This is a genomic window from Senegalia massiliensis, assembly GCF_900626135.1.
GTDB classification, from domain to species: Bacteria; Bacillota; Clostridia; order Tissierellales; family SIT17; genus Anaeromonas; species Anaeromonas massiliensis.
Map to the genome: position 1 here is coordinate 610,397 of NZ_LR130785.1, position 26,372 is coordinate 636,768.

Genomic DNA, 26,372 nt, shown 5'->3' on the forward strand with positions numbered 1-26,372 from the left:
GATAGTATTTTTATAGATTAGGTATTACTTTTAATTGTAAATCAATAATGATATAATTAAAGTTATAGGAAAACTAAAGAATTGATTCTTTGTAAAATAGCCCTAACATAGTTTAGGGCTATTTTAATATAAAAGTATTAGTTTTTTAAAAATATAAATATTATTTTCAAACGGAGGTTAATATGGATAAGTTTATTAGAAAGTTTAATAAAGGAACTCAATATGTAAATATTGTTTCTGCTGCTACTGAAGATGAATTGACTGATGTGACTGATGTTAGTAATGATTATTTGAATAAAAAATGTGTTAAATTTATTCCAGCAAGTGGAGCTGCTACTAGAATGTTCAAGGATTTATATGAATACAAGAACTCTAAAATAGATACAGATTTTACTCATAAGTTCTTTGATAATCTAGAACATTTTGCGTTTTATGATGATGTAAAAGAAATTATTGAATCTAGAGAATTAGATAAAAATAATATAAATGATAGAATTCAAATAATTGATATAATCTTAGCGGATAAGCTAAATTATGGGAATTTACCTAAAGCTCTTATCAAGATGCATTCATATGAAGATTTTGTGGCCACTCCAATTGATGAGCATATTTATGAAGGAGAATATTATTTAAATAATCATAATATTAATTTACATTTCACTATATCAAAAGATCATGAAGAATTATTTAACAAATATGTTGATAAAAGATTAGTCGATAAAAATAATATAGATATTACATATTCTTTTCAAAAGAATAAAACGGACACATTAGCTGTAGATTTAAATAACAATCCTTTTCTTCTTGAAAATGGAGATGTATTATATAGGGCTGGTGGACATGGTGCTTTAATTGAGAATTTGAATGATTTAGATGCTGATATTATTTTTATTAAAAATATTGATAATGTATGTCATAGAAGTTATGTAGATGATACTATTGAGTCAAAGAGAAAGTTAGCATCTGTTGGGCTTAAAGTAAAAGAACAAATTGATAAATATATTCTAGATATATTATCTGATGATTACGATCTAAAGAAAATAGATAATTTTATAAAGAAAACTTTAAATATTGTCTATAAAGATGAAATAACAAAAGACATTGCATTGTCACTACTTAATAGACCTCTTAGAGTTTGTGGAATGGTTATGAATCAAGGTGAACCAGGTGGTGGACCATTTGTTGTTGATAATGGAGATTATTTAGATTTACAGATATGTGAGAAATCTGAAATTGATTTAAATAATGAAGAAAATGTTAAAATCCTAAATTCATCACAATTTTTCAATCCTGTAGATTTAGTATGTTTTGTTAAGGATTATAAAGGTGATAAGTTTAATTTAATGAATTATATCAATGAGGAAAGATACTTTATAAGTGAAAAGACATACAAAGGAAGAAAATTAAAAGCATTAGAACATCCTGGTCTTTGGAATGGTGCAATGCATAACTGGAATACATTATTTGTTGAAGTACCTATATCTACATTTAATCCAGTTAAGACGGTGAATGATTTATTGAGAGATGGGCATAGGGATAAATAGCAAATTATATAAACAGATTGATATGTATAATGTGGAAAAATACCTTTTAATATTTCTTTCTGTGTGGATAAATTTAATCTTAGGATAATTTATTTTTATAATATAATTTGATAGGTCTAAAATATAGAGTATTATTTAGAGATGAAATAGATTCGATAAAAAATTTCAAGAATACTTAGGAGATATAATGGAAAGAATGAATCAAATTAGTAAAAATCAATAAATTTATTAGAATTACTAAATAAATAAAATAAAGACACCGAGCAACTAAATATAGTTTTCTAGGTGTCTTTATTTTATTATATCTCATAAATATTTAAATTATCAATAAAAGTTAATAGTTATGAAATAGTCTCCTATATTTTTAATATGTAATCATATGTTAGAAAAATAATATTTAATAATATATTTACATTACATTATTAGATTCAAGGATATCGTTAGATTCACTATTTGATGCAATCCATCCCTTTTCAATAAGGTCTCTTATATATAGTTTATTATAAATAAAAGAAAATATTATTCCAATGATAAAAGATCCAATACCAAATGTAAAAGAAGCTAATAATAATGAGGAAACAAACATAATAGCTGCCCATTTAAGATCTCCTCTAAACAAAGGTACAAAGAAACCAAAGAAGAAAGTTGTCCAAGAGAAACCAATTTTAGTTTGTTTTTTTAGTCCGTTTTTCTCTAAAGTTACATACATTAATTTTCCTCCTTTCATTCAATATTTTTAACTTAAGTATTTATATATTTTTCAATAATACATAACTTTTAACAATTATAATTATATATTTACAATGTATAAAACGCAAGAAAAATATAGAAAATTTAACCATTATTATGATAAATGTATGAATATATACTGTTCATTTTTGTTATATTATGTTATATTATGAGGTGATGATGAAACTAATTTAAGATATCATGAGATAGTGTGATATATGTGAAAATATGATAAAATAACATGTTTCTAATCTGATAATATTTTAGAAAAAATAATAGATGTTATTATGGAGGTACTATCAATTCTTGAGTAAGTGTGTTTTAGAAGAAGTAGATTAATTGTATATAATATGTTATAGTAATGTTTATCGTTAATTTTTTATATAAGTGAGGTAAATATAAATGAAAACAAAGGGGAAAACTGTTCAATCAGTTGATAGGGCTCTTAAAATAATTGAAATATTAAAAGATAGACCGAAGGGTATAGGGGTAACAGAATTATCTAATATACTAGAAGTATCTAAAAGTACTGCTCATAGACTACTTATGTCATTATATAATGCTGATTTTGTTCGTCAAGACAGAGAAAATGAAAAGTATTTATTGGGACTTAGATTTATAGAATTAGGTGAAATTGTATCTAATGAACTTGATATAAAGGAAATAGTTTATCCTTATCTTCACAAACTGGGAAATGTTACTGGAGAAACTGCTCATTTGGCTATTAAAAATAAAAATGAGATTATTTATATAGACAAAATAGAAAGTCCTAAAACTATACGTATGTTCTCTACTATAGGGAAAAGAGCTCCATTATATTGTACAGGAGTTGGAAAGGCAATTTTTGCTTTTTTACCTGAATCAGAGATAATCAATATAATTGATTCAATAGATTTTGTAAAGTATACAGAAAATACAATAGTGACAAAAAAAGAAATGTTAAAAGAATTAGAGAATATTAGAAATTCTAGATATGCAATAGATGATGAAGAACATGAATTAGGAATAAAATGTGCAGCTGCACCTATTTTAAATTATAATAATGAAGTAGTGGCTGGGATTAGTGTAGCAAGTCCTATTATGAGATTAAATGATGAAAAATTCAATAATATAATAAAAGAAGTCTTAAATGCAAGCAAATCTATATCAAATGCTTTAGGATATAATGTTAACACTCTTTAAAAGAGTGTTATTTTTTTATAAATTAATTGACATATAATATAATAACATTTATAATGGTAATATAATTAAGGAACATTGTTCCTTAATAAAGAACAATATATTTAAGGAGGTTCAAATTGGAAAAGATAATTAACAAAATAAAAAAACATAAAATAATTTCTATTATCAGAATTAATGAATCATCACAAATTGAATCTATTGTAGAAAGCTTATATAAAGGTGGTATTAGAATTGTTGAAGTAACATTAAATACACCAAATGCTTTTGAGGCAATAAAAAAAATCAGAAAGATTTATCCAGATATGATAGTTGGTGCAGGAACTGTTTTAGATGAGATGAGTGCTAAACTTGCTATTGATAGTGGAGCTAGTTTTTTATTATCACCTATTTTAGATAAAAAAACTATAGAATTATCTAACAGATATAATATTTTGATGGTTCCTGGTGTTTTAACTCCAACGGAAGCTTTAACAGCATATAATTATGGAGCAAGGATGATAAAAGTATTCCCTGCTAGATCATTAAGACCAAGTTACATATCAGATTTAAAAGGACCACTTCCGCAACTTGATATTATGGCAGTAGGAGGTGTTTCTTTAGAAAATTCAGAGGAGTTTTTATCTAAAGGATGCTGCTCATTAGGAATAGGTGGTTCTATTGTTAATAATTATGATATAGAAAAAGGAAACTTTTCAGAAATAGAAAATAAAGCTAAAAAGTTTGTAGAAATTGCAAAAAATATATAATTTAAGTATTTTAAATTGAAAGAAGGTGAAAAATGAATATTATTTTAATAGATTCTGGTACTACTAATTCAAGGATTAGACTTACTAGAATAAATAGTAATGAAATTATAGATAGTATAAAACTTAATATAGGTGTAAGGAATACAGCTATTGAAGGTAATAATTCAACTTTGAAAAATGGATTAAAAGAAGGCTTGTTAAAAATCATAAATAGAAATGATCTAACTTCACAAGAAATTGAGTATATTATAGCATCTGGTATGATTACTTCTAATTTAGGAATATATGAAGTCCCTCATATTAAAGGCCCTGCTTCTATTAAAGATTTTGCTTCAAATTCAGTTGTGTATAAATCTGAAGAATTTTTAAATATTCCAATTATATTTATTCCTGGAATGGAAAATTCTGTGGAAGATGAAAACGATATTATAGCTAAAATTAATGATTATGATATAATGCGAGGAGAAGAAGTCGAGACTATAGGATTATTAGAACAACTTAATGTTAAAGGTAAAGGAATAATGATACTTCCTGGTTCTCATACTAAATATATTTTTGTTGATGAAGATAAAAAATTATTATCTTGCTTATCTACTTTAGGTGGAGAAACTCTTTTATCTATACAAAAAGAAACTATATTATCTAAGTCTTTAAAGAAGGATTTAATATGTACTATACAAAAGGACATGCTAAAAAAAGGCTATGATGCTGCTAGCGAATATGGAGTTACTAGAGGACTTTATCATGTGAGATTGTTAGATAAATTTGCTGAACTAGATAGTAATTATTTAGCTAATTATTATACAGGTGTTATTATTCATGATGATATAAAATCATTGCTTAAATCTTTAAATAATAAAGAGGATATAGATTGGGTTATAATAGGAGGTTCTGATCCTTTGAAAAATGTATTTTATAATCTAATTAAACATTTAAAATTAGACTGGAATATAATTAAAGCAAATGACAAACAGGTTGAATATTCAACAGTAATTGGATCTAAAACTATAGCATCAAGCTATATAAAGTAAAAATAAAAAGTGGAGGGTTTAATAATGAATAGTTTTATAAAAAAAGCAATAAGTATATTTTTAATATTTGGATTAGTATTAACAATAAGTGTAGGTTGTAGTGATAGTGATTCTGGTGCAAAAGAAAGTTCTAGTGATTATCCTGATAAGAGTATTGAGATAATAGTTCCAGCATCTGCAGGTGGAGGTACTGACTCTACTGCAAGAGCCTTAGCAACACAATTAGAAAAGAAATTAGATACATCTATAGGTATATTAAATAAGCCTGGAGCTAGTGGTTCTGTTGGAATGACTGAAGGTGCAAATTCTAAAGCTGATGGATATACTGCTACAATGGTATTTGTTGAATTAACAATGTACAAGCATTTAGGATTATCACCTTTAACTCCTGATGAATTCAAACCTGTTGCAATGATAAATTTTGATCCGGCAGCTCTTACTGTTCCAGCTGATGCACCTTATGATACATTAGAAGAATTTATTAATTATGCTAAAGAAAACCCAGGTCAAGTTAGTGTGGGGAACGCAGGTACAGGATCAATATGGCATATTGCAGCAGCAAATCTTGAAAAAGCTGCAGGCATAGAATTAAACCATGTACCACATGAAGGAGCAGCTCCAGCGGTAACTGCTTTAGTAGGAGGTCATATAGATGCAGTAACTGTAAGTCCAGCTGAAGTAAAATCACAATTAGAAGCGGGGAATCTTAAAACATTAGCTGTTATGGCAGATGAACGTTCAGAATTAATATCAGATGTACCTACTTTTAAAGAAGCAGGATTGGAGTCTGAAAGTATAGGTACTTGGAGAGGAATAACTGTACCTAAAGAAACTCCTGATGAAATAGTAGAAACATTAGAAAAAGGATTTTTAGAAGCAGCTAAAGAAAAAGAATTTAAAGATTTTATGAAAAACAATGGTTTGGGAATTGAATTAAAAAATTCAGAAGAATTTAAAATATTTATAGAAAAAAATGAAAAACTTTTTGGTGAGATAATTAGTGATTTAGATATATAAAATAATTAATATAGGGATTGATATTATATCAATCCCTATAAATGAAAGGTGAATAATATGAAAAAGGGAAATATTGCTAGTGGTATTATTATTATAATTACTTCTTTATTTTTCTATTTTAATACTTCTGGATTTAAAAAGTTAGACAATCAAGTTATAGGGGCAGGTTTCATGCCAAAATTATATGCTATTTTATTGGTTGTATTAAGTATTATTTTAATAATTCAAAATTATAAAAAGAAGGAAAATAAAGAAGAAAATAAAGAAAATTATTATAAATACTCATTAATTACTATGGCATTACTATTAATATATATTATTGTAATTCCTGTTTTAGGGTTTTATAGTTCAACAACATTACTTGTTTTAATTTTACTACTTTTCTCTAAAACTCAGAATAAAATTATATTAATAACTATACCGATTGCTACAAGTTTATTTATATTTTTATTTTTTGATATGTTACTAAATGTTGCTATGCCAACAGGATTAATTTTTTAACGGAGGTGAAATGATTGAATTTATTAATGGAAGGATTAATAAATGTCTTAAATATACAAGTTATATTAATATTATTATTAGGTATTATTAGTGGAATAGCTATTGGATCACTACCTGGACTTACTGCTACAATGGGGGTAGCTCTAGTATTACCTATTACTTTTGGAATGGAAGCTGTACCAGGAATATTATTATTAATAGGAGTTTATTTTGGTTCTGTATATGGAGGATCTTTAACTGCCATATTAATTAATACACCAGGTACACCGGCATCAGCTGCTACGGCTATGGATGGATATGCAATGTCTAGAAAAGGACTAGCTCATAAAGCGCTTACAATTTCTACATTATCTTCTTCTATAGGAGGCATTTTAAGTGTTATTGTGTTAATTTTAGTAGCTCCACAATTAGCAAACTTTGCATTGAGATTTAGTGCACCTGAAACTTTTGCATTAGCTGTTTTTGGAATATCTATTATTTCAAGTATATCAGGAAAATCTATGGTAAAGGGATTAATGGCAGGGATTTTAGGATTATTAATAGCTACAATTGGGATAGATCCTATGGGTGGATTTCCACGATTTACTTTTGGAAATATGAATTTAGCTAATGGACTTAATTTAATTCCTGTTATGATTGGATTATTTGCAGCATCTGAAGCATTTAAATCAATGGAAGATATTTTTTCTAAACAAAATTTAGATATTAAAGTTGAAAAAGTTAAGCTTAAATGGGTAGAATTTAAATCATTAATCATTACTATTTTAAGATCAGCAGGTATTGGTACTTTTATAGGAATGATACCAGGTGCAGGAGGAGATATAACATCTTTTGTTGCATATAATGAAGCTAAACGTTTTTCTAAAAATAAGGACGAATTTGGAAAAGGTGCTATGAAAGGAATAGCTGCTCCAGAAGCTGCCAATAATAGTGTAACTGGTGGTGCGATGATTCCTTTATTGACACTTGGAATACCAGGAGATGCTGTTACTGCTGTTTTATTAGGAGCTTTGATGGTTCAAGGATTGCAACCTGGTCCACTTTTATTTCAAAATAATGGACCTATAGTTTATACATTATTCGTAGGAATGCTTTTAGCAAATATATTTCTATTAGTTATAGGTCTTTTTGGAATTAAATATTTTACTAAAATATTATTAGTGCCTAAATCTATTTTATCACCAATAATTTTGGTTCTTTGTGTAGTTGGTTCTTATGCTTTAAATAATAATTATTTTGATGTTATAGTGATGCTGATTGCAGGGATAATTGGTTATTTTATGGTGAAACTAAAATTTCCCGTATCTCCAGTAATATTAGGATTAATACTTGGGCCTTTAATGGAAAGTAATTTAAGAAGATCATTATTAATGTCTCAAGGTAATTTAAGTATATTTTATACTAGACCTATAACATTAGTATTATTAGTTTTAGCTATTATAACTTTATTAAGTCCCATAGTTTCTAAAGTATTTAAAAGAAAATTGATCAAGTAGGTTAAAAATAAATTTTGAATTGTTTGACATTTTAATGAATACAAGCTATGGTATATTTATATATTCAATATAAAATTTATCTATTATAATGGGAGGATTTAAAATGTCAAAATTTAAAACTAGTGATAATGTAGAAATTTTTTATGACGTTCAGGGAGAAGGACAACCTATAGTTTTAATTCATGGATGGTCTCAAAATAATTTGGCTTATATGCAACAAGTAGAGGAATTAAAGAAAAATTACAAAGTTATTTCTTATGATTTGAGAGGACATGGTAGATCAGTAAGAACCGAAAAAGGTCTTACTTTAGACAGATTTGCTTGTGATTTAAGGGAGCTAATAGATCATTTAGAACTTAAAGAAGTATTGTTAATAGGATGGTCTATGGGTGCATCTACTACTTTTAATTATGTGAAGAACTATGGTGTTGAAAAAGTATCTGGTATTGTATTATTTGATATGACTCCGAAGTTATTAAATGATGATGAGTGGAATTTAGGTCTTTGGCATGGGAAATATAATATTCAAAATGCATTAGATGATATGACTATAATGTGTAATGACTTTTCAAACTTTGCAGAATCATTCTTTAAAAGAGCAGCTCCATATATGAATGATGATATGCTAACTGAAGCAATGAAAGAAACAACAAAAAACACACCTCATGTGATGTATGCTATGTGGTTAGCTATGGCATATAATGATTATAGAGATATATTAAGTAAAATGACTGTACCTACAGTGATAGCTTATGGAGAAAATAGTACTTTATATTCTAAAGAAACTGCGGCATATTTAAATAAACAAATTCCTAATTCCAAAGTAGTATCATTTGAAAATTGCACACACTTATTAGTTATGGAAAACCCAGGTCGAGCAACAAAAGTAATCGAAGAATTAGCTAATGAAATATTTAAATAAATTGATATGAATTTTAAAATATCTCCTTAAGGCATAACTGAAAAGTTATGCCTTATTTGAAATGTTTTCTCTAGATCGCTTCTTTATTCGAGTATAATAGAAAATTTTTTAAAATGGATTCAATGAATTGCAAATTGAAAATATAAAAAACTTTCTAAATATAAACGTTTATCAATATGATTTTCAGCAGAATTTTTATTATCTGAAGAAATGTTAAGAAGTATTTTAATTATGATATAATAACTTAAAAACTAAAAGGTGATTATATGAAAGTAAAAGATCTAATGAGTTATCCTTTATTTGATGATTTTGAAATAATAGCAGGGCATAAAGGTATTGATAGAGAAATTACAACAGTAAGTGTAATGGATGCTCCTGATATATATAAGTGGATGAAAGGTGGAGAATTTTTAATGACCACCGGATATATAATGAAAGAAAATCCTTTAGATTTAAAAAATTTAATTATTAATTTAGATAAAATGGGTGCATCAGCTCTTGGAATAAAACTAAAGAGGTTTATAGACGATCTTCCACAAGAAGTAATAGATATAGCAGATCGATTAAATTTTCCTGTTGTTTTTATACCCCTTAAATATTCATTTGTAGATGTTATAAATCCAGTTTTATCAGAAATAATAAACAAGCAAGCTAGAACATTATTATACTCTCAAAAGATTCATAATTCGTTTACAGAGCTTGTAATAGATGGTGGGAGTATAGAGAAGATAATAAAAACTCTAACTAAAATAATAAATAAAAATATAATATATTACGATATATATTTTGATAAAACATATGGAATTGTAGATATAGAATTAGATATAGATAATTTACTTGATAATTATATTTATTATCCTGTAAAAATAGATAATATAAAATATGGATATATAATAATATATGATGAACAAAAAATCATAGCAGAATATGATGAAATAGCAATAGAGCATGCATCTACTGTGTTGAAACTTGAAATACAAAAGAAGATATCAAATATTCAAATTGAATCAAGATATAGACATGAGTTTATACAAGACCTTATAATGGACAATGTAAAATCTCTTCAAGAAATAATTAATAGGGCAAAAGTGTATGATTGGGATTTTGAAAAAGGGAATGTAGTTGCAATATTTGATATAGATAATTTTAAAGGACAATATTTAAATTTAAATAAAGAAAATAGAATTGAACTAGAAATAGTAAAGGAAAATATATTTTCATATATAAGAAAAATTATAAAGAATAAGTTTAAGGATGCAGTATATACAAATTTTAGTGATAGTATAATATTTATATTAAAACCATTTGAAAATGACTTAGACAATTTTAAGGCTAAGTTCAATCAAGTATCAACTATGATTAAAAGGGAAATATTACAAAAGTATAAATTCAGTATAACAATAGGAGTGGGAAGTTATAAATTATCACCAACAGATATAAATATAAGTTATAATCAAGCTAAAAAGTCTATACAAATAGCAAGAAATATTTATAGAAAAAATGCTACAATGTTTTATGAGGATTTAGGAATATATAAATTATTTGATAAATTAAGTAGTGAAACAGAAAAAATAGATTTTTATAAATTATATATTGGTAAATTATTAGAATATGATGAAGAAAATAATACTAATTTTTTAAATACATTAAAATGTCTATATGAGAATGATTGGAATCTAAAAATAACAGCAAAACAAATGTATATACATTACAATACTATGAAATATAGATTTAATAAAATAATGGAAATATTGAAATTGGATTTAAAAAATAGTGAAGATAAGTTAAATGTATCAGTAGCACTTAAGTTACTAGATATGGCTAAATAATACACCTTTGTACTTAGGGTATATTATTTAGCCTTTTATTTTGTACTTATAGTACAAAGACAATTTCAGAAAATTATTATATATTGTATTTGTACCATAGTTTTATCCATAAGGAGAATAAAATGATTAAAGACACAAAAGAATTTATAACTGAAAGTAAGATAATAAACATATTACAAAGATTATCAAAAATAGATTCTACACAACCAGAAGGAAATGAAAAAGATGTTGTAATAGAAATATTATATATATTCAAAGACTATGATATAGATTATAAAATGATTGATCATGGTAAGAATAGAGCATCTCTTGTAATAACATTAGAAGGCAAAGATAATGATAACTCAATTGCTTTTTTAGGTCATATAGATACTGTACCCGTAGAAGATTATGAAAAATGGATATACCCTCCCTTTGATGGAGTTATAGAACAAGGATATATGTATGGCAGGGGTACAGCAGATATGAAAGGCGGAGTTACATCAATGATATTAACTCTATTATATCTTTTAGAAAACAATATAACTCCATCAAATAAAATCAAGTTTTGTTTTACTGCAGATGAAGAAGCTAATGGGATTGGTATATTAGCTGTTAAAGAAAATAATATATTAGATGATACAAAAGCAATATTTGTAGCAGAGCCTTCAAATGAAAAGATTGGACTTGCAGAAAAAGGAGCTTTATGGCTTGAAGTTAATGTTGAAGGGTTGTCAGCTCATGGTTCCAGACCAGAACTTGGTGTAAATGCAATAGAATATTTATTTGATTATATAGAAAAATTTAAGTGTAGAATCAAAAATAATGAAGTGAACCAATTATTAGGAAAAACTACAATATCTATAAACAAATTTAATGGTGGTATAGGGACAAACGTTATACCTACAGAAGCAAAAGCTAATATAGATATTCGTACTATACCAGGACATAGTCATGATGAAATAATAGATATTTCAGAAAGTATAGCACAGGATATGATGAATGATAAATCCAATTTAAATATTAAAATAGATGTGGAAAATAATAGACCAGCTATTGAAACTAAAAGAGATGAAAGATTTATAAAAAATATAGAGCAAATATTTAAACAATTAAAATATGACTTTGATTATAAAGGTATATATTTTTATACTGATGCATCTCAAGTAATACCAGATATAAAAGTTCCTTTTGTTATATTAGGTCCAGGTGATGATAAAATGGCACATCAGAGAAATGAAAAAATAAAATTATCATCAATATCAAATATAACAGAAATATATATAAATTATATATTAGGAATTTAGTCTTAAATTGTAATACAGACTTGTTTTTTAGGATTAAGATGATAATATTTAGTTAAACGTTTACCTAGGTAATCGTTTAACTACCTTTGATAAAGGAAAGTGAATAAAATGACTATTAAGAGAATTGCCGAATTAGCAAACGTTTCTACAGCAACAGTATCTAAAGTAATAAATGGAAAAGACAAGTATATAAGTGAAGCTACAAAATCAAAAATATTGAAAATAGTAGAAGAAGAAGGATATGTTCCAAACGGAATTGCAAAGAGTTTAAAGATAAAAAAAACTAAGACAATAGGAATTATAATTCCAGATGTAATGAATCTTTTTTTCTCTGAATTAGCACGTGGTGTAGAAGATGCTGCAGAGAAAAGGGGATATACCGTTATTTTGTGCAACTCAGATAATAAAGAATCAAAAGAAGAAAAATATATAAACATATTACAAGAAAAAATGGTAGATGGAATAATAATTACTGCTCCAGAGAATAGAACACGTCAATCTATAAAAAATCAGGATATTCCACTAGTATTAGTAGATCGAGATATAGAGACTCAAATAGATCAAAAAATAGGTAGAATTACTGTAGATAATAGAGATGGTGCTTATAAAGCAACAAAATATTTAATAGAAAGTGGCTGTAGAGATATAGGTATGATTTCTTCAAACTATAAAAACAAACCATCATCAGACCGTATTAAAGGATATGAAAAAGCTCTATATGAAAGTAATATTAATATAAATCAAAATAAAATTTTTCTAGAAAATTATACTATAGAATCAGGGTATAATGGAGCGAAAAAAATATTAAAAGAAACAGAAGTAGATGGAATATTTTGTGGAAATGATTTAATAGCTATTGGAGCTATAAAAGCTCTTAAAGAAAAGAATATAAGAATTCCAGAACAAGTTAAAATAATTGGATTTGATGATATTCAAATATCTCAATATATGGATCCACCATTAACAACAATTAGACAACCTATATATCAGATGGGAGAAGAGGCAGTAAAAATGTTAATTTCATTGATAAAAAATAAAGGCAAAAATCTAGAAAAAATTTTACAAACAAAACTTATCCAGAGGGGGAGTGCTTAACTTAATAATTATATAGTTTATAAATATTTATATTATATATTGAGAGGATTGATTAAATGTCAGATGTAGTAGTTGTAGGGAGTTTAAATATGGATATGGTAGTATCTGTACCCCATATACCTAAAATAGGTGAAACCATATTAGCAACAGACATTCAATACTATGGTGGTGGAAAAGGCTCCAATCAAGCAATAGCAGCCGCCAGACTAGGTTGTAAAGTTTCTATGATTGGAAAAGTAGGAAATGACAATAATGGAGAGCATTTAATACAAAGTTTGAAATCAGAAGGTATTAATACAGAAGGAGTTGAAATTTCAAATAATATAAGTGGAACAGCTTTTATAAATGTTAGTTTAGATGGTGATAACAATATTGTTGTATATCCAGGAGCAAATAATGATATAGATATTGAGCAAATAGAAAGATATAGGGAAATTATTGAAAATAGTAAAATATGTATTTTGCAAATGGAAATACCTTATAAAGTAGTAAAGTATGTAATTAATCTTTGTTATGAAAAAGAAGTACAAGTAGTATTTAATCCAGCGCCAGCTACTAAAGAAATAGAAGATGAATTAATAAATAAAATTAATATTTTAATTCCAAATGAAACAGAGTTAAGTTTTTTATCAGATGAAAAAACATTAGCAAAAGATAATATTGAACAAATAGCAAAAAAGACTTATGAAAAAGGTTGTACTCACCTTATAGTAACTTTAGGAAGTAAAGGTAGTTTGTATTTAAGTAAAGGTGGTTCAAAATATTTTTCTAGTAAAAAAACAAAAGTAGTTGATAGCACAGCTGCAGGCGATTCTTTTATAGGTGCATTAGTAACAGGAATTATACAAGGAAAAAGTATTGATGATGCTATGGAATATGCTTCATATGCTGCATCTTTAACAGTAAGTAAATCAGGAGCTCAAAGTTCTCTACCAACTAAAAAAGAAGTAGAGAAATTTATAAAAAGTTATAAATAAAAGGAGGATATTATAATGAAAAAGAAAGTTTTAGCAATTATGTTAGTTTTCATATTATCTATATCAGTTGTGTTAACAGGATGTAATTCATCAGGTGAAGGTTCTGGTGAAGGTGGAGAAGATAAGTTAAGAGTGGCGGTAGTATTAGCAGGATTCTTAGGAGATAAGTCATTTAATGATTCAGCATGGGAAGGTATTCAAAAAGCAAAAGAAGAATTTGACTTAGAAGTTAAGGTTTTAGAATCTAAAGTTCCAGCTGATTGGGAATCAAATCTTGTAGCTATGGCACAAGATGATTATGATCTTGTAATGGGAGTATCAACACAATTTGAAGAGATTATAAAGAAACATGCACCTGAATTTCCAGATGTAAAGTTTGCTTTGATAGATGGAGTTGCAAAACTAGATAATGTTTCATCAGCAATCTTTGCACAAAATGAAGGTTCATTTTTAGCAGGAGCAGCAGCTTCAATGTTTACACAAAAAACAGAAATAGAAAATGTAAATGATGAAAAAACAATAGGATGGGTTGGAGGAATGGATATTCCAGTTCTTCATGACTTCTTAGTTGGATATGAGCAAGGAGCAAAACATATAGATCCAGAAACTGAAGTTTTAGTTTCATTTGCAGAAACATTTAATGATCCACTTAAAGGAAAAGAGTTAACTTTGGCTCAATATAGTCAAGGTGCTGACATAGTAATGAATGTAGCATCTAATACAGGTAATGGAATACTTGAAGCAGCTAATGAAACAGGTAAATATGCAATAGGTGTTGATTTAAATCAAGATGATGTTTATCCAGGGGCAATATTAACATCTATGTTAAAAAGAGTAGATGTAGCTAGTTATACAGTTGTTAAATCAGTAGCTGAAGATAATTTTAAAGGTGGAGAAATTACTAGAATGGATGTAAGTAATGATGGTGTAGGACTCACAGATATGTCTGTAATGAAAGAAGCTTTAGGAGATAAATTCCCACAAGATATTTTAGAAAAGATAGAAGAATTATCTGAACAAATTAAATCTGGAGAGATAGAAGTAGAATCTTATTCAGGATTTTCAGTAGAATAAAATTAAATCTTTAATCCGGTAATGTTAAACTACCGGATTAAAGATTTATATAAGACTACAATAGTAGGAGGTAAGAACTTGGAAAAAGTAGTTGAAATGAAAAACATAACGAAAGAATTTCCTGGGGTAAAGGCAGTTGATTCTGCTAATTTTGATTTAAATAAAGGTGAGATTCATGCTTTGATAGGGGAAAATGGAGCAGGCAAATCCACAATGATGAAAATGTTATATGGTTTGTATACCCCAAGTGCAGGTAGTATATTTATTAAAGGTAATGAATATAAAGACTTTACAACTAAAGAGGCTATTAATTTAGGAATTGGAATGGTCCATCAAGAATTTATGTTAGTTGAAGAAATGACAGTATTAGAAAATATAATTCTTGGATTTGAACCTAAAAAATCTTATGACAGAATAGATTTTAGTGGAGCAAGAAAAAAGATTAATAGTTATATAGAAGATTATGGATTAGATATCCAATTAAATAAAAAAGTAAAGGACATATCTGTTGGAGAAGCACAGAGAGTGGAAATAATAAAAACTCTTTATAGAGGAGCAGATATTCTCATATTAGATGAGCCTACAGCAGTGTTAACTCCTCAAGAAACGGTTAAATTATTCAAGATTTTTAAAAGTCTTGCAGCAGATGAAAAGTCAATTATATTTATTTCTCATAAACTAAATGAAATAATGGATATTAGTAATAGAGTAACAGTAATGAGACATGGAAAACATATAGAAACAGTTCAAACAAATGAGACAAGCATACCAGATATAGCAAAGATGATGGTTGGAAGAGAAGTTTTCTTGGATATTGATAGAAAGAAACCTGATGTTGGAGAAGTATTATTATCTGTAGAAGATGTTTATATTCCTGGTGAAAGAGAATTGTCTAAAATAAAAGGAGTTTCATTAGAAGTATGTAGAGGAGAAGTCCTTGGAATATCAGGAGTAGATGGAAATGGACAATCTGAAATAATTGAAGGAATAACTGGTCTTAGAAAAATAGAAAAAGGAGATGTTAAGTTTAAAGGAAAGTCTATTAAAAAATCATCTCCATTAAAAATAAGAAAATCTGGTATATCTCATATACCAGAAGATAGAAACAGAAGAGGACTTAATAGAGAATTTACAATACAAGAAAATTTGATAGCCGATAAATATGAAGAAGATATTTTATCTAAAGGAATTATAATGAAAAAGGCAAAAATAAAAGAATTTGCTACAGATCTTATTGAAAGATTTGATATAAGACCATCAGATCCTGAAATATCAGCTGAACATTTATCTGGTGGAAATGCTCAAAAGATAGTAATAGCCAGAGAAGTCTCAAAAGAAGCAGATTTAATTATAGCAAGTCAACCTACAAGAGGAGTTGATATTGGGTCTATAGAATTTATAAGAGAAACAATAAACAAGGCAAAATCCAAAGGTGTGGGCGTACTATTGGTTTCTGCTGATCTTCAAGAAATATTATCATTATCAGATAGAATAGCAGTTATGTATGAAGGTAAGATAACTGGTATTTTAAATAATGAAGAAGCAACAGAAGAAAAATTAGGATTATTAATGACGGGAGGACAGAAATAGATGTGGTCAAGAAAATCAGGTTATTATAACACTATAATGTCTATAATAGTCGCTTTAATCATTGGAGGAATTGCCATAGCAATTATGGGACACAATCCATTTGAAGCCTATATTCAACTGTTTCAAGGTGCTTTTGTAGGAAAGTTTAATTTTGGTGGAACAATAGAAAAATTTGTACCATTAATGTTAGCAGGTTTAGCTTTTGCAGTTTCATCAAAGGTACGTGTGTTTAATGTAGGAGTTGAAGGACAGCTTTATTTAGGAGCTATGGGTGCAGCATGGGTAGGTTTTACTTTTACTAATTTGCCAAAAATAATCCATGTTCCATTTGCTATGATAGTTGCTATGATAGTAGGAGCTTTGTGGGCAGCTATACCAGGAATATTAAAGGCATATTATAGAGTAAATGAAGTATTGACAACTATATTATTAAATTATGTAGCTATATATCTTACATCTTATTTAGTTAATTATCCATTTTCAGGAGGTACTGGTGTAGCTCAATCACCTCCTATAGCTAAAACTGCTGAATTATCTAAGATATTAAAACCAAGTAGAGCTAGTACTGGATTATTTATTGCTATAGCTGTAGTTATATTTATATATTGGTTATTTTATAAAACTACTGTAGGGTACAAGCTTAGAAGTGTAGGGCTTAATCCTGATTTCACTGAATATATAGGGACAAATCCTAAAAGAGCAATGGTAAGTGGAATGATGATTAGTGGTTCTATTGGAGGACTTGCAGGTGCAATAGAAGTTATGGGGATATATGGTTTATTTCTTGATAATTTCTCGCAAGGAATTGGTTTTGATGGAATGTTAGCTGCATTAATAGCAAAGAGTAATTTTGTATTAGTACCTGTTTTATCATTCTTTATTGCTGCATTAAAGTCAGGAGCATTGAGTATGGAAAGATATACAGGAGTTCCAAAATCTTTAATTGATGCAATAATAGCAGTATTTATACTATTTGCTACTATGGAAGGATTATTTAAATTAAGAAAAAAATTAAAGAATAAAAAGGAGGCAGAAGAAAATGTTGGATAATATAGCAGAAATATTTGATTATACTTTAATTCATGCTACAATCAGATCTTCTACTCCTATACTTTTTGCTGCATTAGCTGCAATAATAACTCAACAAGCTGATATATTAAATATTGGTGTAGAAGGTATAATGTTATCAGGAGCTTTTGTAGCAGTAGCAGTAAGTTTTTATACGGGAAGTTGGTTATTTGCAGTAATAGCTGCTATTTTAGTAGGGGTTATTATATCTGCAATTATTGGAATTGCGCATTTAAAATATAAGGCAGATGTATTTGCAGTAGGTACAATAATAAACATGTTAGCACTAGCTCTGACCAGGTTCTTTTTGAATAGTATACTTGGAGTATCTGGTAGTTTTTATTCAAAAGAAATAGTTGCTATTCCTAAAGTAAATATACCTTTTATAGAAAACAATGAATTTTTAAATAGTATATTTAATAACTATTCTCTTTTTGAAATAGTAGGAATTATCATGGTTTTTGTACTATGGTATGTATTATATAAAACAGTTTGGGGATTAAGAATCCGTTCTGTTGGATTAAATTCAATGGCAGCAGAAACAGCAGGGTTAAATGTATTTAAAAATAAGTTTCGTGTTATTTTAATTTCTGGAGTATTTGGTGGAATTGCAGGAGCTCATTTATCCCTTGGATATTCTAATTTATTTGTAGAGAATATGACAAATGGTAGAGGCTTCATGGGAGTAGCAGCAATGTTCTTTGGAGGTGCAAATCCAATATTTGCTTGGATAGGAAGTTTAATATTTGGATTAGCAGATTCAGTAGGATCTAGACTACAAGCATATGGACTACCATCTCAATTTATACTGATGATACCATATGTTGCAACAATAGCAATATTAGCTATATCAATGGCAAGTAAAATTAAGAGAGACAAAAAGATGAAAAGTACTATTAAAAGTTAAGGAGTGTTTGTAATGGAAAAAGAGAAGATAATATTAGATGTAGATCCAGGTCATGATGACGCTATAGCTATAATGTTAGCAGCTAATAATCCAAAAATTGAATTACTTGGCATAACAGTAGTTGCAGGAAATCAAGTATTAGAAAAAACAGTAAAAAACACTCTAAATGTGTGTTCTCACTTAGATATAAGAGTTCCTATAGCAGCAGGAATGTCAAAACCAATGGTTAGAGAACAAATAATTGCAGATGACATACATGGTGAAACTGGATTAGATGGTCCAGAATTTGGTGAAATTACAGTTGAATTAGATAAAAGACATGCAGTAGATTTTATTATTGATACACTTTTGGAGTCTGATGGGGATATAACATTAGTACCTACAGGACCTTTATCAAATATAGCTATGGCAATGAGAAAAGAACCTAAAATTGTAGATAAAATCAAAAAAATTGTATTAATGGGAGGTGCTTATACATTAGGTAATGTAACACCTTCAGCAGAATTTAATATTTTAGTAGATCCAGAAGCAGCACATATAGTATTTACATCAGGAAGACCAATAGTAATGATGGGATTAGATTTAACTAGACAAGCATTAGCAAAACAAGAAGTTGTAGATAAAATAAATACAATAGGAAATAAAGCTTCAGATTTATTTGTAGATATTATAGAGTTCTTTACAAAAACACAAAAAGAAGTTTTTGGATGGGAAGCACCACCAACACATGATCCTACAACTGTAGCATATTTAATTGACCCTTCAATAGTAGAAACTAAATCAATGTATACAGAAATAGAAATTTGGAGTCAATTATCATATGGTAGAACAATATGTGACTTCTTTAATATAACAGGTAAAGAACCAAATGCAGAAATAGCTATAAATTTAGATTTTGATAAGTATTGGAATTTAATATATGACACATTAAAAATGTATAGTTAGGGTGAAAAATATGGATGAAAAATTATTAGAAACCTTTGAAAAAAATAAAAGAGAATACTTACACAGCTTAAAGAAATTAGTATCTATAGATACTCAACTATTAGGTCACGGAATATTAGGAGGAAAGGAAAAAGAAGGACAAGAATATATAGAAGAAATATTTAAGAGTTTAAATGCAGATGAAATATTCAAAGAACCTATGAAGGAAGAAACTATAGAACAAGCGTATAGAGAACATAATGAAGGTAATCTAGGTCATAACTATGAGGATAGATACAATGTAGTTGCAAAATTTAATGGAAAATCTAAAGGAAAATCCATATTATTTAATGGACATATAGATACTATGCCTCCAGGAGAACTTTCAAAATGGAAAGAAAATCCACATAGTCCATATGAAAAAGAAGGAAAATTATATGGATTAGGAACTGCAGATATGAAGTCAGGTCTGATGGCATCTATAATGGCAGTTAAACTTATAAAAGATGCTGGATATGAAATACCTGTGGATATAACTATAACCTCTGTTGTAGATGAAGAAGGTGGAGGAAATGGATCTATAGCAGCTATAATGAATGGTCATAAAGCAGATACTGCTATTGTATGTGAACCTTCTGAAAATAATATAATAGCAGCACATATGGGATTTGTATTCTTTGAAGTAAAAGTAAAAGGAGTAGCACTACATTCAGGATATAAATGGAATGGAGTAAATGCAATAGAAAAAGCTATAAAATTGATACGAGCTTTAAACGACATGGAACATAAATGGCTTATGAAATATAAGCATCCTCTATTACCTCCACCAACATTAAATATAGGAGTAATAGAAGGAGGTACTGCAGGATCTACAGTACCTGATGAATGTACATTTAAGCTATGTTTGCATTATTTACCAAAAGTTATGAATTATGATCAAGTAGTAAAGGAAGTAACAGAAACTATAAACTTACGTGCTAAAGGGGACGACTGGTTACAAGATAATATGCCTGAAATATCCATATATCAAGCAGGTGGAGCATTTGAAGTTGATTTAGAAGATGAATTTGTAAAATTAGCTAAAAGGTCTATGGAACAAGTAGTAGGGGACATACAATTACTTGGAGGAGCTGCTGGAAATGATGCTAGATTATTTTCAAATATATTAGAAGTTCCAACAATAATAATGGGACCTGGATATGCTAAACAATGTCATAGTCCTAATGAATATGTAAATATAGAAGACTATTTTAATTTTATAAAGATATATGCTAATTTGATATTAAATATGAATAAAGAATAAAATATATTAGGAGGAATTTATTATGAGTAGAATTTTATTTGCAGGAGAAACTTGGTTTACACATACTTTACATGTGAAAGGATTTGATTCTTTTACAACTAGTTCTTATGGTGAAGGTATAAAATGGATAAAGGAAGCTTTAGAAGAAGGTGGAAATGAAGTAGTACATGTGCCTAATCATAAAGTACAAGAAGATTTTCCATATACATTAGAAGAATTAAAAGAATATGATTTAGTTATTCTTTCTGATATAGGATCAAACACATTATTATTACCTGATTCAACATTTGTAAAAAGTGAAAAAAATCCAGATAGATGTGAATTAATAAAAGAATATGTAATGGATGGTGGAGCATTTATTATGATTGGTGGATATATGGCATTCACAGGAATAGATGCAAAGTCTAGATATGGAGAAACTGCTATAAAAGATGTATTACCAGTTAAATGCTTAGAAAAAGACGATAGAGTAGAATTACCACAAGGAATTACACCAGTAATAGAAAAAGAACATGAAATATTAAATGGTGTAGATAATAATTGGCCACATTTCTTAGGTTATAATAAAACTATTGCAAAAGAAGATGCAACAGTATTAGCAACCATAGGAAATGATCCATTTATAGCTGTAGCAGAATATGGAAAAGGAAAATCAGCAGTATTTACTTCAGATTGTGCACCGCATTGGGGTCCAACTGAATTTGTAGAGTGGAAATATTATAATAAGTTTTGGAATAATCTAATTGATTGGGTAACGAAATAAGGTAACATAACAAATAAATGACTTCTATAATTATAGAAGTCATTTATTTTTAATTCAAGTTAATTAGACCTTATGAGTAATTAAGTATGATAATTTTAAAATAATATTGCATTATATAAAATATATGGTATAATGAAATTACAATATACAAAAAAATGTACATTGAAGAAAGGCTAGATACGATGAAGCAATATAAAGATAAATTAATGTCTAAAAATGGAAAAGTTATTATATCCCTTGCTAGAGAAATGTTAACTTATTACTTAGATGACAGAATAAAAACAGTAAAAGAATATTCAGAGTCTTACAATACTGCTAGAGGAACTATTCAATCTGCTTTAAAATTTCTTCAAGAAATTAAAGCAGTAAAATTAGAATCTAGAGGTCATTTAGGCACATATATAGTTGATGTAGATTATGATAAGCTATGGTCTGTTTCAGATTTTAATGTAATAATGGGTGTTATGCCTTTACCTTATTCTAAAAGATATGAAGGACTAGCTACTGGTTTTTATAAGAACTTTGAAAAAAGGAATATACCTTTTAGTTTAGCTTTTATGAGAGGTTCAAGTAAAAGGATTGAAGCCTTAACTCTTGGAAGATATAATTTTGCTATTACTTCAAAGTTAGCTGCTAGGTTAGAGATGAGAAAATCTTCTAATATTGAAATAGCATATGAATTTGGAGAAGAAAGTTACGTTGGTAGACATGTAATAGTCTTGAGAGATAAGAATAAATTTGAGATAGAAAAAAATATGAGAGTAGCAATAGATACCCAATCTATTGATCAAATTATATTAACATCTAATGAATGTAAAGATAAAGATATAGAATATATAGAAACTCCTTATAATCAGATATTAAATAAGATGAGCAATAATGAAATTGATGCAGCTATTTGGAATGTTGATGAAATAAAAGAAAAAAATTTAGAGTATAATATAGTACCTATGTCTAATAAAGAGAGTTCAGCTAAAGATGATACTATTGCAGTAGTAGTAATAAGAAAAGACGATAAAGATTTTAGTAATATTTTAAATAGATTTATAGACCTTTATAAAGTAGAACAGATACAACAAAAGGTAATGAAAGATGAATTGATACCAATTTATTAAAAATTTATATCAATATACAAAAAAATGTACATTGAATGGAGGTGTAATTATGGACGATTTATTAAAACAAAGACTTGAACTTTTAGAACAGGCTAGTGAAATAGATAGTGATATAAAAAATACTGTTATAGAGTTTGCTGACAAATTTGAAAAGAAATATTCTTTAGAAATGACTGAAGATAATTCTTCAATGTTAATAACTCACTTAGCTATGGCGTTATCTAGAATTAAAAAAGGTGAAATAGTAGAAGCTATGGATAGCTTAGCTTTAGATGAGATTAAACAATGCAAAATTTATAATGATTTACCTGAGTTTTATAATGATATTGAGGAAAGGTTAAATATAATTTTACCTCAATCAGAAAAGGATTTTATAGCACTTCATGCATGTACTTTAGTACTAAAATAAAAGGAGGTAGTATAATGGTTAAATTTGTAGTTGGAGGACAAGTAGAAAAGCAAAATATCGCTGATCTAATAAAAGAAGTTGGAGGTGAAGATGTAGAAGTAACTGTAAAATCAGATTTACAAGCAGCTAATGATGTTAAGTCTGGTAAAGCTGATTATTATTTAGGCGCATGTCATACTGGCGGCGGTGGAGCACTTAGCATGGCTATAGCTTTACTTACTAGAGCTAAAACTTCAACAATATCTATGCCTGGTAAACCACCTAAAGAAGAAGATATTATAAAAGCTGTAAATGAAGGAAAATTAGCATTTGGTTTTACAGGTGATCATTACGAAAAAGCAGTTCCTATAATTGTAAGAGAAATTTTAAAAAAATAAATAGAGGAGTGAAAAAATGAAAATAGTAATAATATCATTAATCGGTGCTTTAGCTTCTATAATGGCTAACAAAGGTATAGCAGTATTTAATGATGGATTAAGACCTATAGTTCCAGAACATATTGAAGGAAGAATGAGTAGAAAAGAACTTGCAGCTACTTCATTTGCTATGAGTTTTGGATTAGTTATAGGATTTGGAATTCCATTCTCATTAACAGCAAGCATTCTTTTAATACATTCAATATTATTAGGTACAGATATAATTGGTACTTTTTCACCAGATGGAAAAAAAGGTTTAGCAATATCAGGAATAGTTGGGGCTCTTTATGGAGCAGGAATATTACTAGGACTCGAAAGTGTAGTTAAAGCGTTTGAAATGTTACCAGTGAATTTCATGGGAAGTTTAGGTGAAGTTGGAGCTCCAATAGTAATAGCATTTGCAGCATTCCCAGCTCTTGCTACTGGATATCAATATGGAGCTAAAAAAGGTTTAATAAACTTAGGTTTTTCTATGTTAGCAAGACAAATTGCTATAGTTGTAAGTCCACTTGCAATAGGAGCAGTTTCAATAAATGTTAACCCTGAAGGTTCAGCACTAATTGTAGGTATGATTATATTAATTATTTATGCAGTAAGGGAAAAATCAGATGAAGAAGCTGTAGATTTAGTATCAGTATTTGCAGAAAGAGTAAAAAGAATAAAGAAAAATGTACCATATTTAATAGTTATGGGTGCACTTGTAGCAGCTGCTACTTCTTTAAACTTAATGGCAGGAGATCCTATCTCTCTTAATTTATTAGCAGAAGGTAAGAACATAGATGCAGGCTTTGCAGCTTTAGCTAGAGGTATTGGTTTTATACCATTAATAGCATCTACTGCAATAGCAACAGGTGTATATGGTCCTATAGGAATGACTTTTGTATTTGTTGTAGGATTATTTATAGCAAATCCATTTGTATCAGCAATTCTTGGTGGACTTGTTATTGGAATAGAAGTATTATTCTTAGATAAAATTTCTAAGTTGTTAGATAAATTCCCAGGCGTTAGAAAGTCTGGAGACAATATACGTACTGCAATGTCAAAATTACTTGAAATTGCACTATTAGTTGGAGGTATGAATGCAGCTAATGCAATAGCTCCTGGTATTGGTTTCTTTGTAGTTATAGGTCTTTATATATTAAATGAAATAGCAGGTAAACCAGTAGTTAAAATGGCTGTAGGTCCTATATCAGCAATATTAGTTGGAGTACTTGCAAATATCCTTTCAATTCTAGGGTTATTTACTCCACCAGCATAAAATTATATTTCTAACAAAGTCAAGGATATCCTTGACTTTGTTAGAAGATAAAAAAGGGGAATTAGTATGGATGAAACACAAAAAAATATATTATCACAAATGAATAAAGTTAGTAAGGCTATGTTAAAAGCAAAAGAAGAACTAAACAAAAGTGTAGTGTATCAAAGAAAAGGTGTTCTAGATCAAGCTGTAATTACTCTTGAAAAAAATCCTAATAGCAATTTAACATTATTTGGCATCAAAAATACAGGTGAAATTGGAATTGAGATGGCAATGAAATTAGAAAATGAAGCTGGATATTTTTTTCATACTATAGATAAAATGTCTGAAAGAGGAAGGGCTATAGATATAGACTTAATTAATCCATTGACGGGAAGAGTAATGACAGGTTCATCTAGTGGTGGCTGTGTCAATATATTAAAGGGAATAAATGATTTAGCCATAGGTACTGATGGAGGTGGTTCTGTTTTAGCTCCTGCTATAAGTACTGGTCTTTTTTCAATTATGGCAAAAGGAATGGGGTTAAAAGGAAATAGCATCAAATCTTCAACTGATAATATAAAATTTACCCCTGGTATAGGAGTAATATCTCATAATTATAATATGTGTAAAATAGCTTTAAATGCACTTGTAGATAAAAATCATAATACAAATAGTAACAAAAAAATTAGAGTTCTTGTTCCAAAGAAAAATTCCATTACTCTTCCTAATGGTAATGATATGAGAGATGATTTAGAAAGAGTAATAAATCTAATAAAAGAGTATGTAGAAATTGTGGAAAAAGATTTTACTAGTTTAGAAGATAGACATTCTTCAATTTCTTTCTGTAATAAAATGTTTGATGAAGAGGATATAGATATTATTTTATCTGTAGAAGGGCCAATAGATTTATATGGACTAGGTGATTCAGTATTAGGTACATGGGGAGAAGTTGGATCTGAAATACAAAATGACTCTGGTAAATATTTATTGAAAATAGCTAATATGATTAATGCTACAGCTGTAAGTATACCTACTTCTGAGCTAGGTATGGGAGTTCTTATTATGGCTAAGGAAGGTTTAGAAAATGGTGAAATTGCTATAGAGTTAGGAGATAAAATAAGAGAATTATATGATAGACCAGAATTATATAATAGATATTTTATTGAAGAACACAAAAGCAAAAGTCTAGATTTTATATAAATAAACAG

Annotated in this window: 25 protein-coding genes; 24 read left to right on the top strand and 1 reads right to left on the bottom strand. The window is 28.2% G+C overall.

Translation table 11 applies throughout. The features are described from left to right. Window positions 1-182: 182 nt before the first annotated feature. Window positions 183-1,544, top strand: coding sequence for a DUF4301 family protein (locus tag E0D94_RS03015; protein WP_130805826.1), 1,362 nt, complete (start codon window positions 183-185; stop codon window positions 1,542-1,544). Window positions 1,545-1,953: 409 nt separating this feature from the next. On the opposite strand, the gene E0D94_RS03020 is transcribed toward E0D94_RS03015, so the two are convergent. After that, window positions 1,954-2,253 (bottom strand): DUF2628 domain-containing protein, encoded by a 300-nt coding sequence (locus tag E0D94_RS03020; protein ID WP_130805827.1) that lies wholly within the window; start codon window positions 2,251-2,253, stop codon window positions 1,954-1,956. Between the two features lie 422 nt (window positions 2,254-2,675). On the opposite strand from E0D94_RS03020, the gene E0D94_RS03025 reads away from it, so the two are divergent. The 23 genes from E0D94_RS03025 (at window position 2,676) to E0D94_RS03135 (ending at window position 26,364) form a co-directional block, all read left to right on the top strand. Continuing rightward, entirely contained in the window at window positions 2,676-3,455 is a 780-nt protein-coding gene (locus tag E0D94_RS03025) for an IclR family transcriptional regulator (RefSeq protein ID WP_130805828.1), read from the top strand. 116 nt (window positions 3,456-3,571) lie between these two features. After that, complete coding sequence (locus E0D94_RS03030) at window positions 3,572-4,201, top strand: bifunctional 4-hydroxy-2-oxoglutarate aldolase/2-dehydro-3-deoxy-phosphogluconate aldolase (protein ID WP_130805829.1); 630 nt, start codon at window positions 3,572-3,574, stop codon at window positions 4,199-4,201. A gap of 32 nt (window positions 4,202-4,233) precedes the next feature. Next, the gene (locus E0D94_RS03035) at window positions 4,234-5,232 is read left to right on the top strand and encodes a 2-dehydro-3-deoxygalactonokinase (RefSeq protein ID WP_130805830.1); all 999 of its coding nucleotides are present in this window, start codon (window positions 4,234-4,236) and stop codon (window positions 5,230-5,232) included. A gap of 24 nt (window positions 5,233-5,256) precedes the next feature. Further along, on the top strand, window positions 5,257-6,249 hold the full coding sequence (locus tag E0D94_RS03040) for a tripartite tricarboxylate transporter substrate binding protein (protein ID WP_207289619.1): 993 nt from the start codon (window positions 5,257-5,259) through the stop codon (window positions 6,247-6,249). Window positions 6,250-6,306: 57 nt separating this feature from the next. After that, on the top strand, window positions 6,307-6,750 hold the full coding sequence (locus tag E0D94_RS03045; RefSeq protein WP_130805831.1) for a tripartite tricarboxylate transporter TctB family protein: 444 nt from the start codon (window positions 6,307-6,309) through the stop codon (window positions 6,748-6,750). Window positions 6,751-6,764: 14 nt separating this feature from the next. After that, entirely contained in the window at window positions 6,765-8,246 is a 1,482-nt protein-coding gene (locus tag E0D94_RS03050; protein ID WP_242620473.1) for a tripartite tricarboxylate transporter permease, read from the top strand. Window positions 8,247-8,349: 103 nt separating this feature from the next. Next, window positions 8,350-9,168 (top strand): alpha/beta fold hydrolase, encoded by an 819-nt coding sequence (locus E0D94_RS03055; protein ID WP_130805832.1) that lies wholly within the window; start codon window positions 8,350-8,352, stop codon window positions 9,166-9,168. Window positions 9,169-9,434: 266 nt separating this feature from the next. Then, window positions 9,435-10,997 (top strand): PucR family transcriptional regulator, encoded by a 1,563-nt coding sequence (locus tag E0D94_RS03060; protein ID WP_130805833.1) that lies wholly within the window; start codon window positions 9,435-9,437, stop codon window positions 10,995-10,997. 122 nt (window positions 10,998-11,119) lie between these two features. Next, window positions 11,120-12,283 carry a M20 family metallopeptidase gene (locus tag E0D94_RS03065; RefSeq protein ID WP_130805834.1) on the top strand — a complete coding sequence of 388 codons (1,164 nt, stop codon included), beginning with the start codon at window positions 11,120-11,122 and terminating at the stop codon, window positions 12,281-12,283. Window positions 12,284-12,391: 108 nt separating this feature from the next. Further along, the gene (locus E0D94_RS03070) at window positions 12,392-13,378 is read left to right on the top strand and encodes a LacI family DNA-binding transcriptional regulator (RefSeq protein WP_130805835.1); all 987 of its coding nucleotides are present in this window, start codon (window positions 12,392-12,394) and stop codon (window positions 13,376-13,378) included. 56 nt (window positions 13,379-13,434) lie between these two features. Beyond that, window positions 13,435-14,355, top strand: a complete 921-nt coding sequence (rbsK, locus tag E0D94_RS03075; protein ID WP_130805836.1) for a ribokinase — start codon at window positions 13,435-13,437, stop codon at window positions 14,353-14,355. A 15-nt stretch (window positions 14,356-14,370) separates the two neighbouring features. Next, window positions 14,371-15,429, top strand: a complete 1,059-nt coding sequence (locus E0D94_RS03080; protein ID WP_130805837.1) for a BMP family lipoprotein — start codon at window positions 14,371-14,373, stop codon at window positions 15,427-15,429. A 78-nt stretch (window positions 15,430-15,507) separates the two neighbouring features. After that, on the top strand, window positions 15,508-17,019 hold the full coding sequence (locus tag E0D94_RS03085) for an ABC transporter ATP-binding protein (RefSeq protein ID WP_341274556.1): 1,512 nt from the start codon (window positions 15,508-15,510) through the stop codon (window positions 17,017-17,019). Beyond that, on the top strand, window positions 17,020-18,069 hold the full coding sequence (locus E0D94_RS03090) for an ABC transporter permease (protein WP_130805839.1): 1,050 nt from the start codon (window positions 17,020-17,022) through the stop codon (window positions 18,067-18,069). Continuing rightward, window positions 18,059-18,994 (top strand): ABC transporter permease, encoded by a 936-nt coding sequence (locus E0D94_RS03095; protein WP_130805840.1) that lies wholly within the window; start codon window positions 18,059-18,061, stop codon window positions 18,992-18,994. Before E0D94_RS03090 ends, E0D94_RS03095 begins: the two co-directional genes overlap by 11 nt. Window positions 18,995-19,006: 12 nt before the next feature. Next, window positions 19,007-19,939: a nucleoside hydrolase gene (locus tag E0D94_RS03100; RefSeq protein WP_130805841.1), complete on the top strand. Its 933-nt coding sequence runs from the start codon at window positions 19,007-19,009 to the stop codon at window positions 19,937-19,939. Between the two features lie 10 nt (window positions 19,940-19,949). Beyond that, complete coding sequence (locus tag E0D94_RS03105; protein WP_130805842.1) at window positions 19,950-21,221, top strand: M20 family metallopeptidase; 1,272 nt, start codon at window positions 19,950-19,952, stop codon at window positions 21,219-21,221. A gap of 22 nt (window positions 21,222-21,243) precedes the next feature. Further along, window positions 21,244-21,984 carry a glutamine amidotransferase gene (locus tag E0D94_RS03110; protein ID WP_130805843.1) on the top strand — a complete coding sequence of 247 codons (741 nt, stop codon included), beginning with the start codon at window positions 21,244-21,246 and terminating at the stop codon, window positions 21,982-21,984. A 155-nt stretch (window positions 21,985-22,139) separates the two neighbouring features. Further along, window positions 22,140-23,099 carry a GntR family transcriptional regulator YhfZ gene (gene yhfZ, locus E0D94_RS03115; RefSeq protein WP_207289620.1) on the top strand — a complete coding sequence of 320 codons (960 nt, stop codon included), beginning with the start codon at window positions 22,140-22,142 and terminating at the stop codon, window positions 23,097-23,099. A 49-nt stretch (window positions 23,100-23,148) separates the two neighbouring features. Continuing rightward, entirely contained in the window at window positions 23,149-23,508 is a 360-nt protein-coding gene (locus E0D94_RS03120; RefSeq protein WP_130805844.1) for a PRD domain-containing protein, read from the top strand. A gap of 14 nt (window positions 23,509-23,522) precedes the next feature. Beyond that, entirely contained in the window at window positions 23,523-23,885 is a 363-nt protein-coding gene (locus E0D94_RS03125) for a DUF2620 domain-containing protein (protein WP_130805845.1), read from the top strand. Between the two features lie 16 nt (window positions 23,886-23,901). Next, on the top strand, window positions 23,902-25,182 hold the full coding sequence (locus tag E0D94_RS03130) for a YhfT family protein (RefSeq protein WP_130805846.1): 1,281 nt from the start codon (window positions 23,902-23,904) through the stop codon (window positions 25,180-25,182). Between the two features lie 66 nt (window positions 25,183-25,248). Further along, on the top strand, window positions 25,249-26,364 hold the full coding sequence (locus E0D94_RS03135) for an amidase family protein (protein ID WP_130805847.1): 1,116 nt from the start codon (window positions 25,249-25,251) through the stop codon (window positions 26,362-26,364). The last annotated feature ends 8 nt before the right edge of the window (window positions 26,365-26,372 follow it).

Bases quoted from the DNA above. Each gene is read 5' to 3' on its own strand.
- E0D94_RS03040 (WP_207289619.1), top strand. From the start codon at position 5,257: ATGAATAGTTTTATAAAAAAAGCAATAAGTATATTTTTAATATTTGGA.
- E0D94_RS03120 (WP_130805844.1), top strand. From the start codon at position 23,149: ATGGACGATTTATTAAAACAAAGACTTGAACTTTTAGAACAGGCTAGT.
- E0D94_RS03105 (WP_130805842.1), top strand. From the start codon at position 19,950: ATGGATGAAAAATTATTAGAAACCTTTGAAAAAAATAAAAGAGAATAC.
- E0D94_RS03125 (WP_130805845.1), top strand. From the start codon at position 23,523: ATGGTTAAATTTGTAGTTGGAGGACAAGTAGAAAAGCAAAATATCGCT.
- yhfZ (WP_207289620.1), top strand. From the start codon at position 22,140: ATGTACATTGAAGAAAGGCTAGATACGATGAAGCAATATAAAGATAAA.
- E0D94_RS03055 (WP_130805832.1), top strand. From the start codon at position 8,350: ATGTCAAAATTTAAAACTAGTGATAATGTAGAAATTTTTTATGACGTT.
- E0D94_RS03110 (WP_130805843.1), top strand. From the start codon at position 21,244: ATGAGTAGAATTTTATTTGCAGGAGAAACTTGGTTTACACATACTTTA.
- E0D94_RS03065 (WP_130805834.1), top strand. From the start codon at position 11,120: ATGATTAAAGACACAAAAGAATTTATAACTGAAAGTAAGATAATAAAC.
- E0D94_RS03095 (WP_130805840.1), top strand. From the start codon at position 18,059: ATGTTGGATAATATAGCAGAAATATTTGATTATACTTTAATTCATGCT.
- E0D94_RS03090 (WP_130805839.1), top strand. From the start codon at position 17,020: ATGTGGTCAAGAAAATCAGGTTATTATAACACTATAATGTCTATAATA.
- E0D94_RS03100 (WP_130805841.1), top strand. From the start codon at position 19,007: ATGGAAAAAGAGAAGATAATATTAGATGTAGATCCAGGTCATGATGAC.
- E0D94_RS03035 (WP_130805830.1), top strand. From the start codon at position 4,234: ATGAATATTATTTTAATAGATTCTGGTACTACTAATTCAAGGATTAGA.
- E0D94_RS03015 (WP_130805826.1), top strand. From the start codon at position 183: ATGGATAAGTTTATTAGAAAGTTTAATAAAGGAACTCAATATGTAAAT.
- E0D94_RS03020 (WP_130805827.1), bottom strand. From the start codon at position 2,253: ATGTATGTAACTTTAGAGAAAAACGGACTAAAAAAACAAACTAAAATT.
- E0D94_RS03070 (WP_130805835.1), top strand. From the start codon at position 12,392: ATGACTATTAAGAGAATTGCCGAATTAGCAAACGTTTCTACAGCAACA.
- E0D94_RS03045 (WP_130805831.1), top strand. From the start codon at position 6,307: ATGAAAAAGGGAAATATTGCTAGTGGTATTATTATTATAATTACTTCT.
- E0D94_RS03025 (WP_130805828.1), top strand. From the start codon at position 2,676: ATGAAAACAAAGGGGAAAACTGTTCAATCAGTTGATAGGGCTCTTAAA.
- rbsK (WP_130805836.1), top strand. From the start codon at position 13,435: ATGTCAGATGTAGTAGTTGTAGGGAGTTTAAATATGGATATGGTAGTA.
- E0D94_RS03080 (WP_130805837.1), top strand. From the start codon at position 14,371: ATGAAAAAGAAAGTTTTAGCAATTATGTTAGTTTTCATATTATCTATA.
- E0D94_RS03060 (WP_130805833.1), top strand. From the start codon at position 9,435: ATGAAAGTAAAAGATCTAATGAGTTATCCTTTATTTGATGATTTTGAA.
- E0D94_RS03135 (WP_130805847.1), top strand. From the start codon at position 25,249: ATGGATGAAACACAAAAAAATATATTATCACAAATGAATAAAGTTAGT.
- E0D94_RS03130 (WP_130805846.1), top strand. From the start codon at position 23,902: ATGAAAATAGTAATAATATCATTAATCGGTGCTTTAGCTTCTATAATG.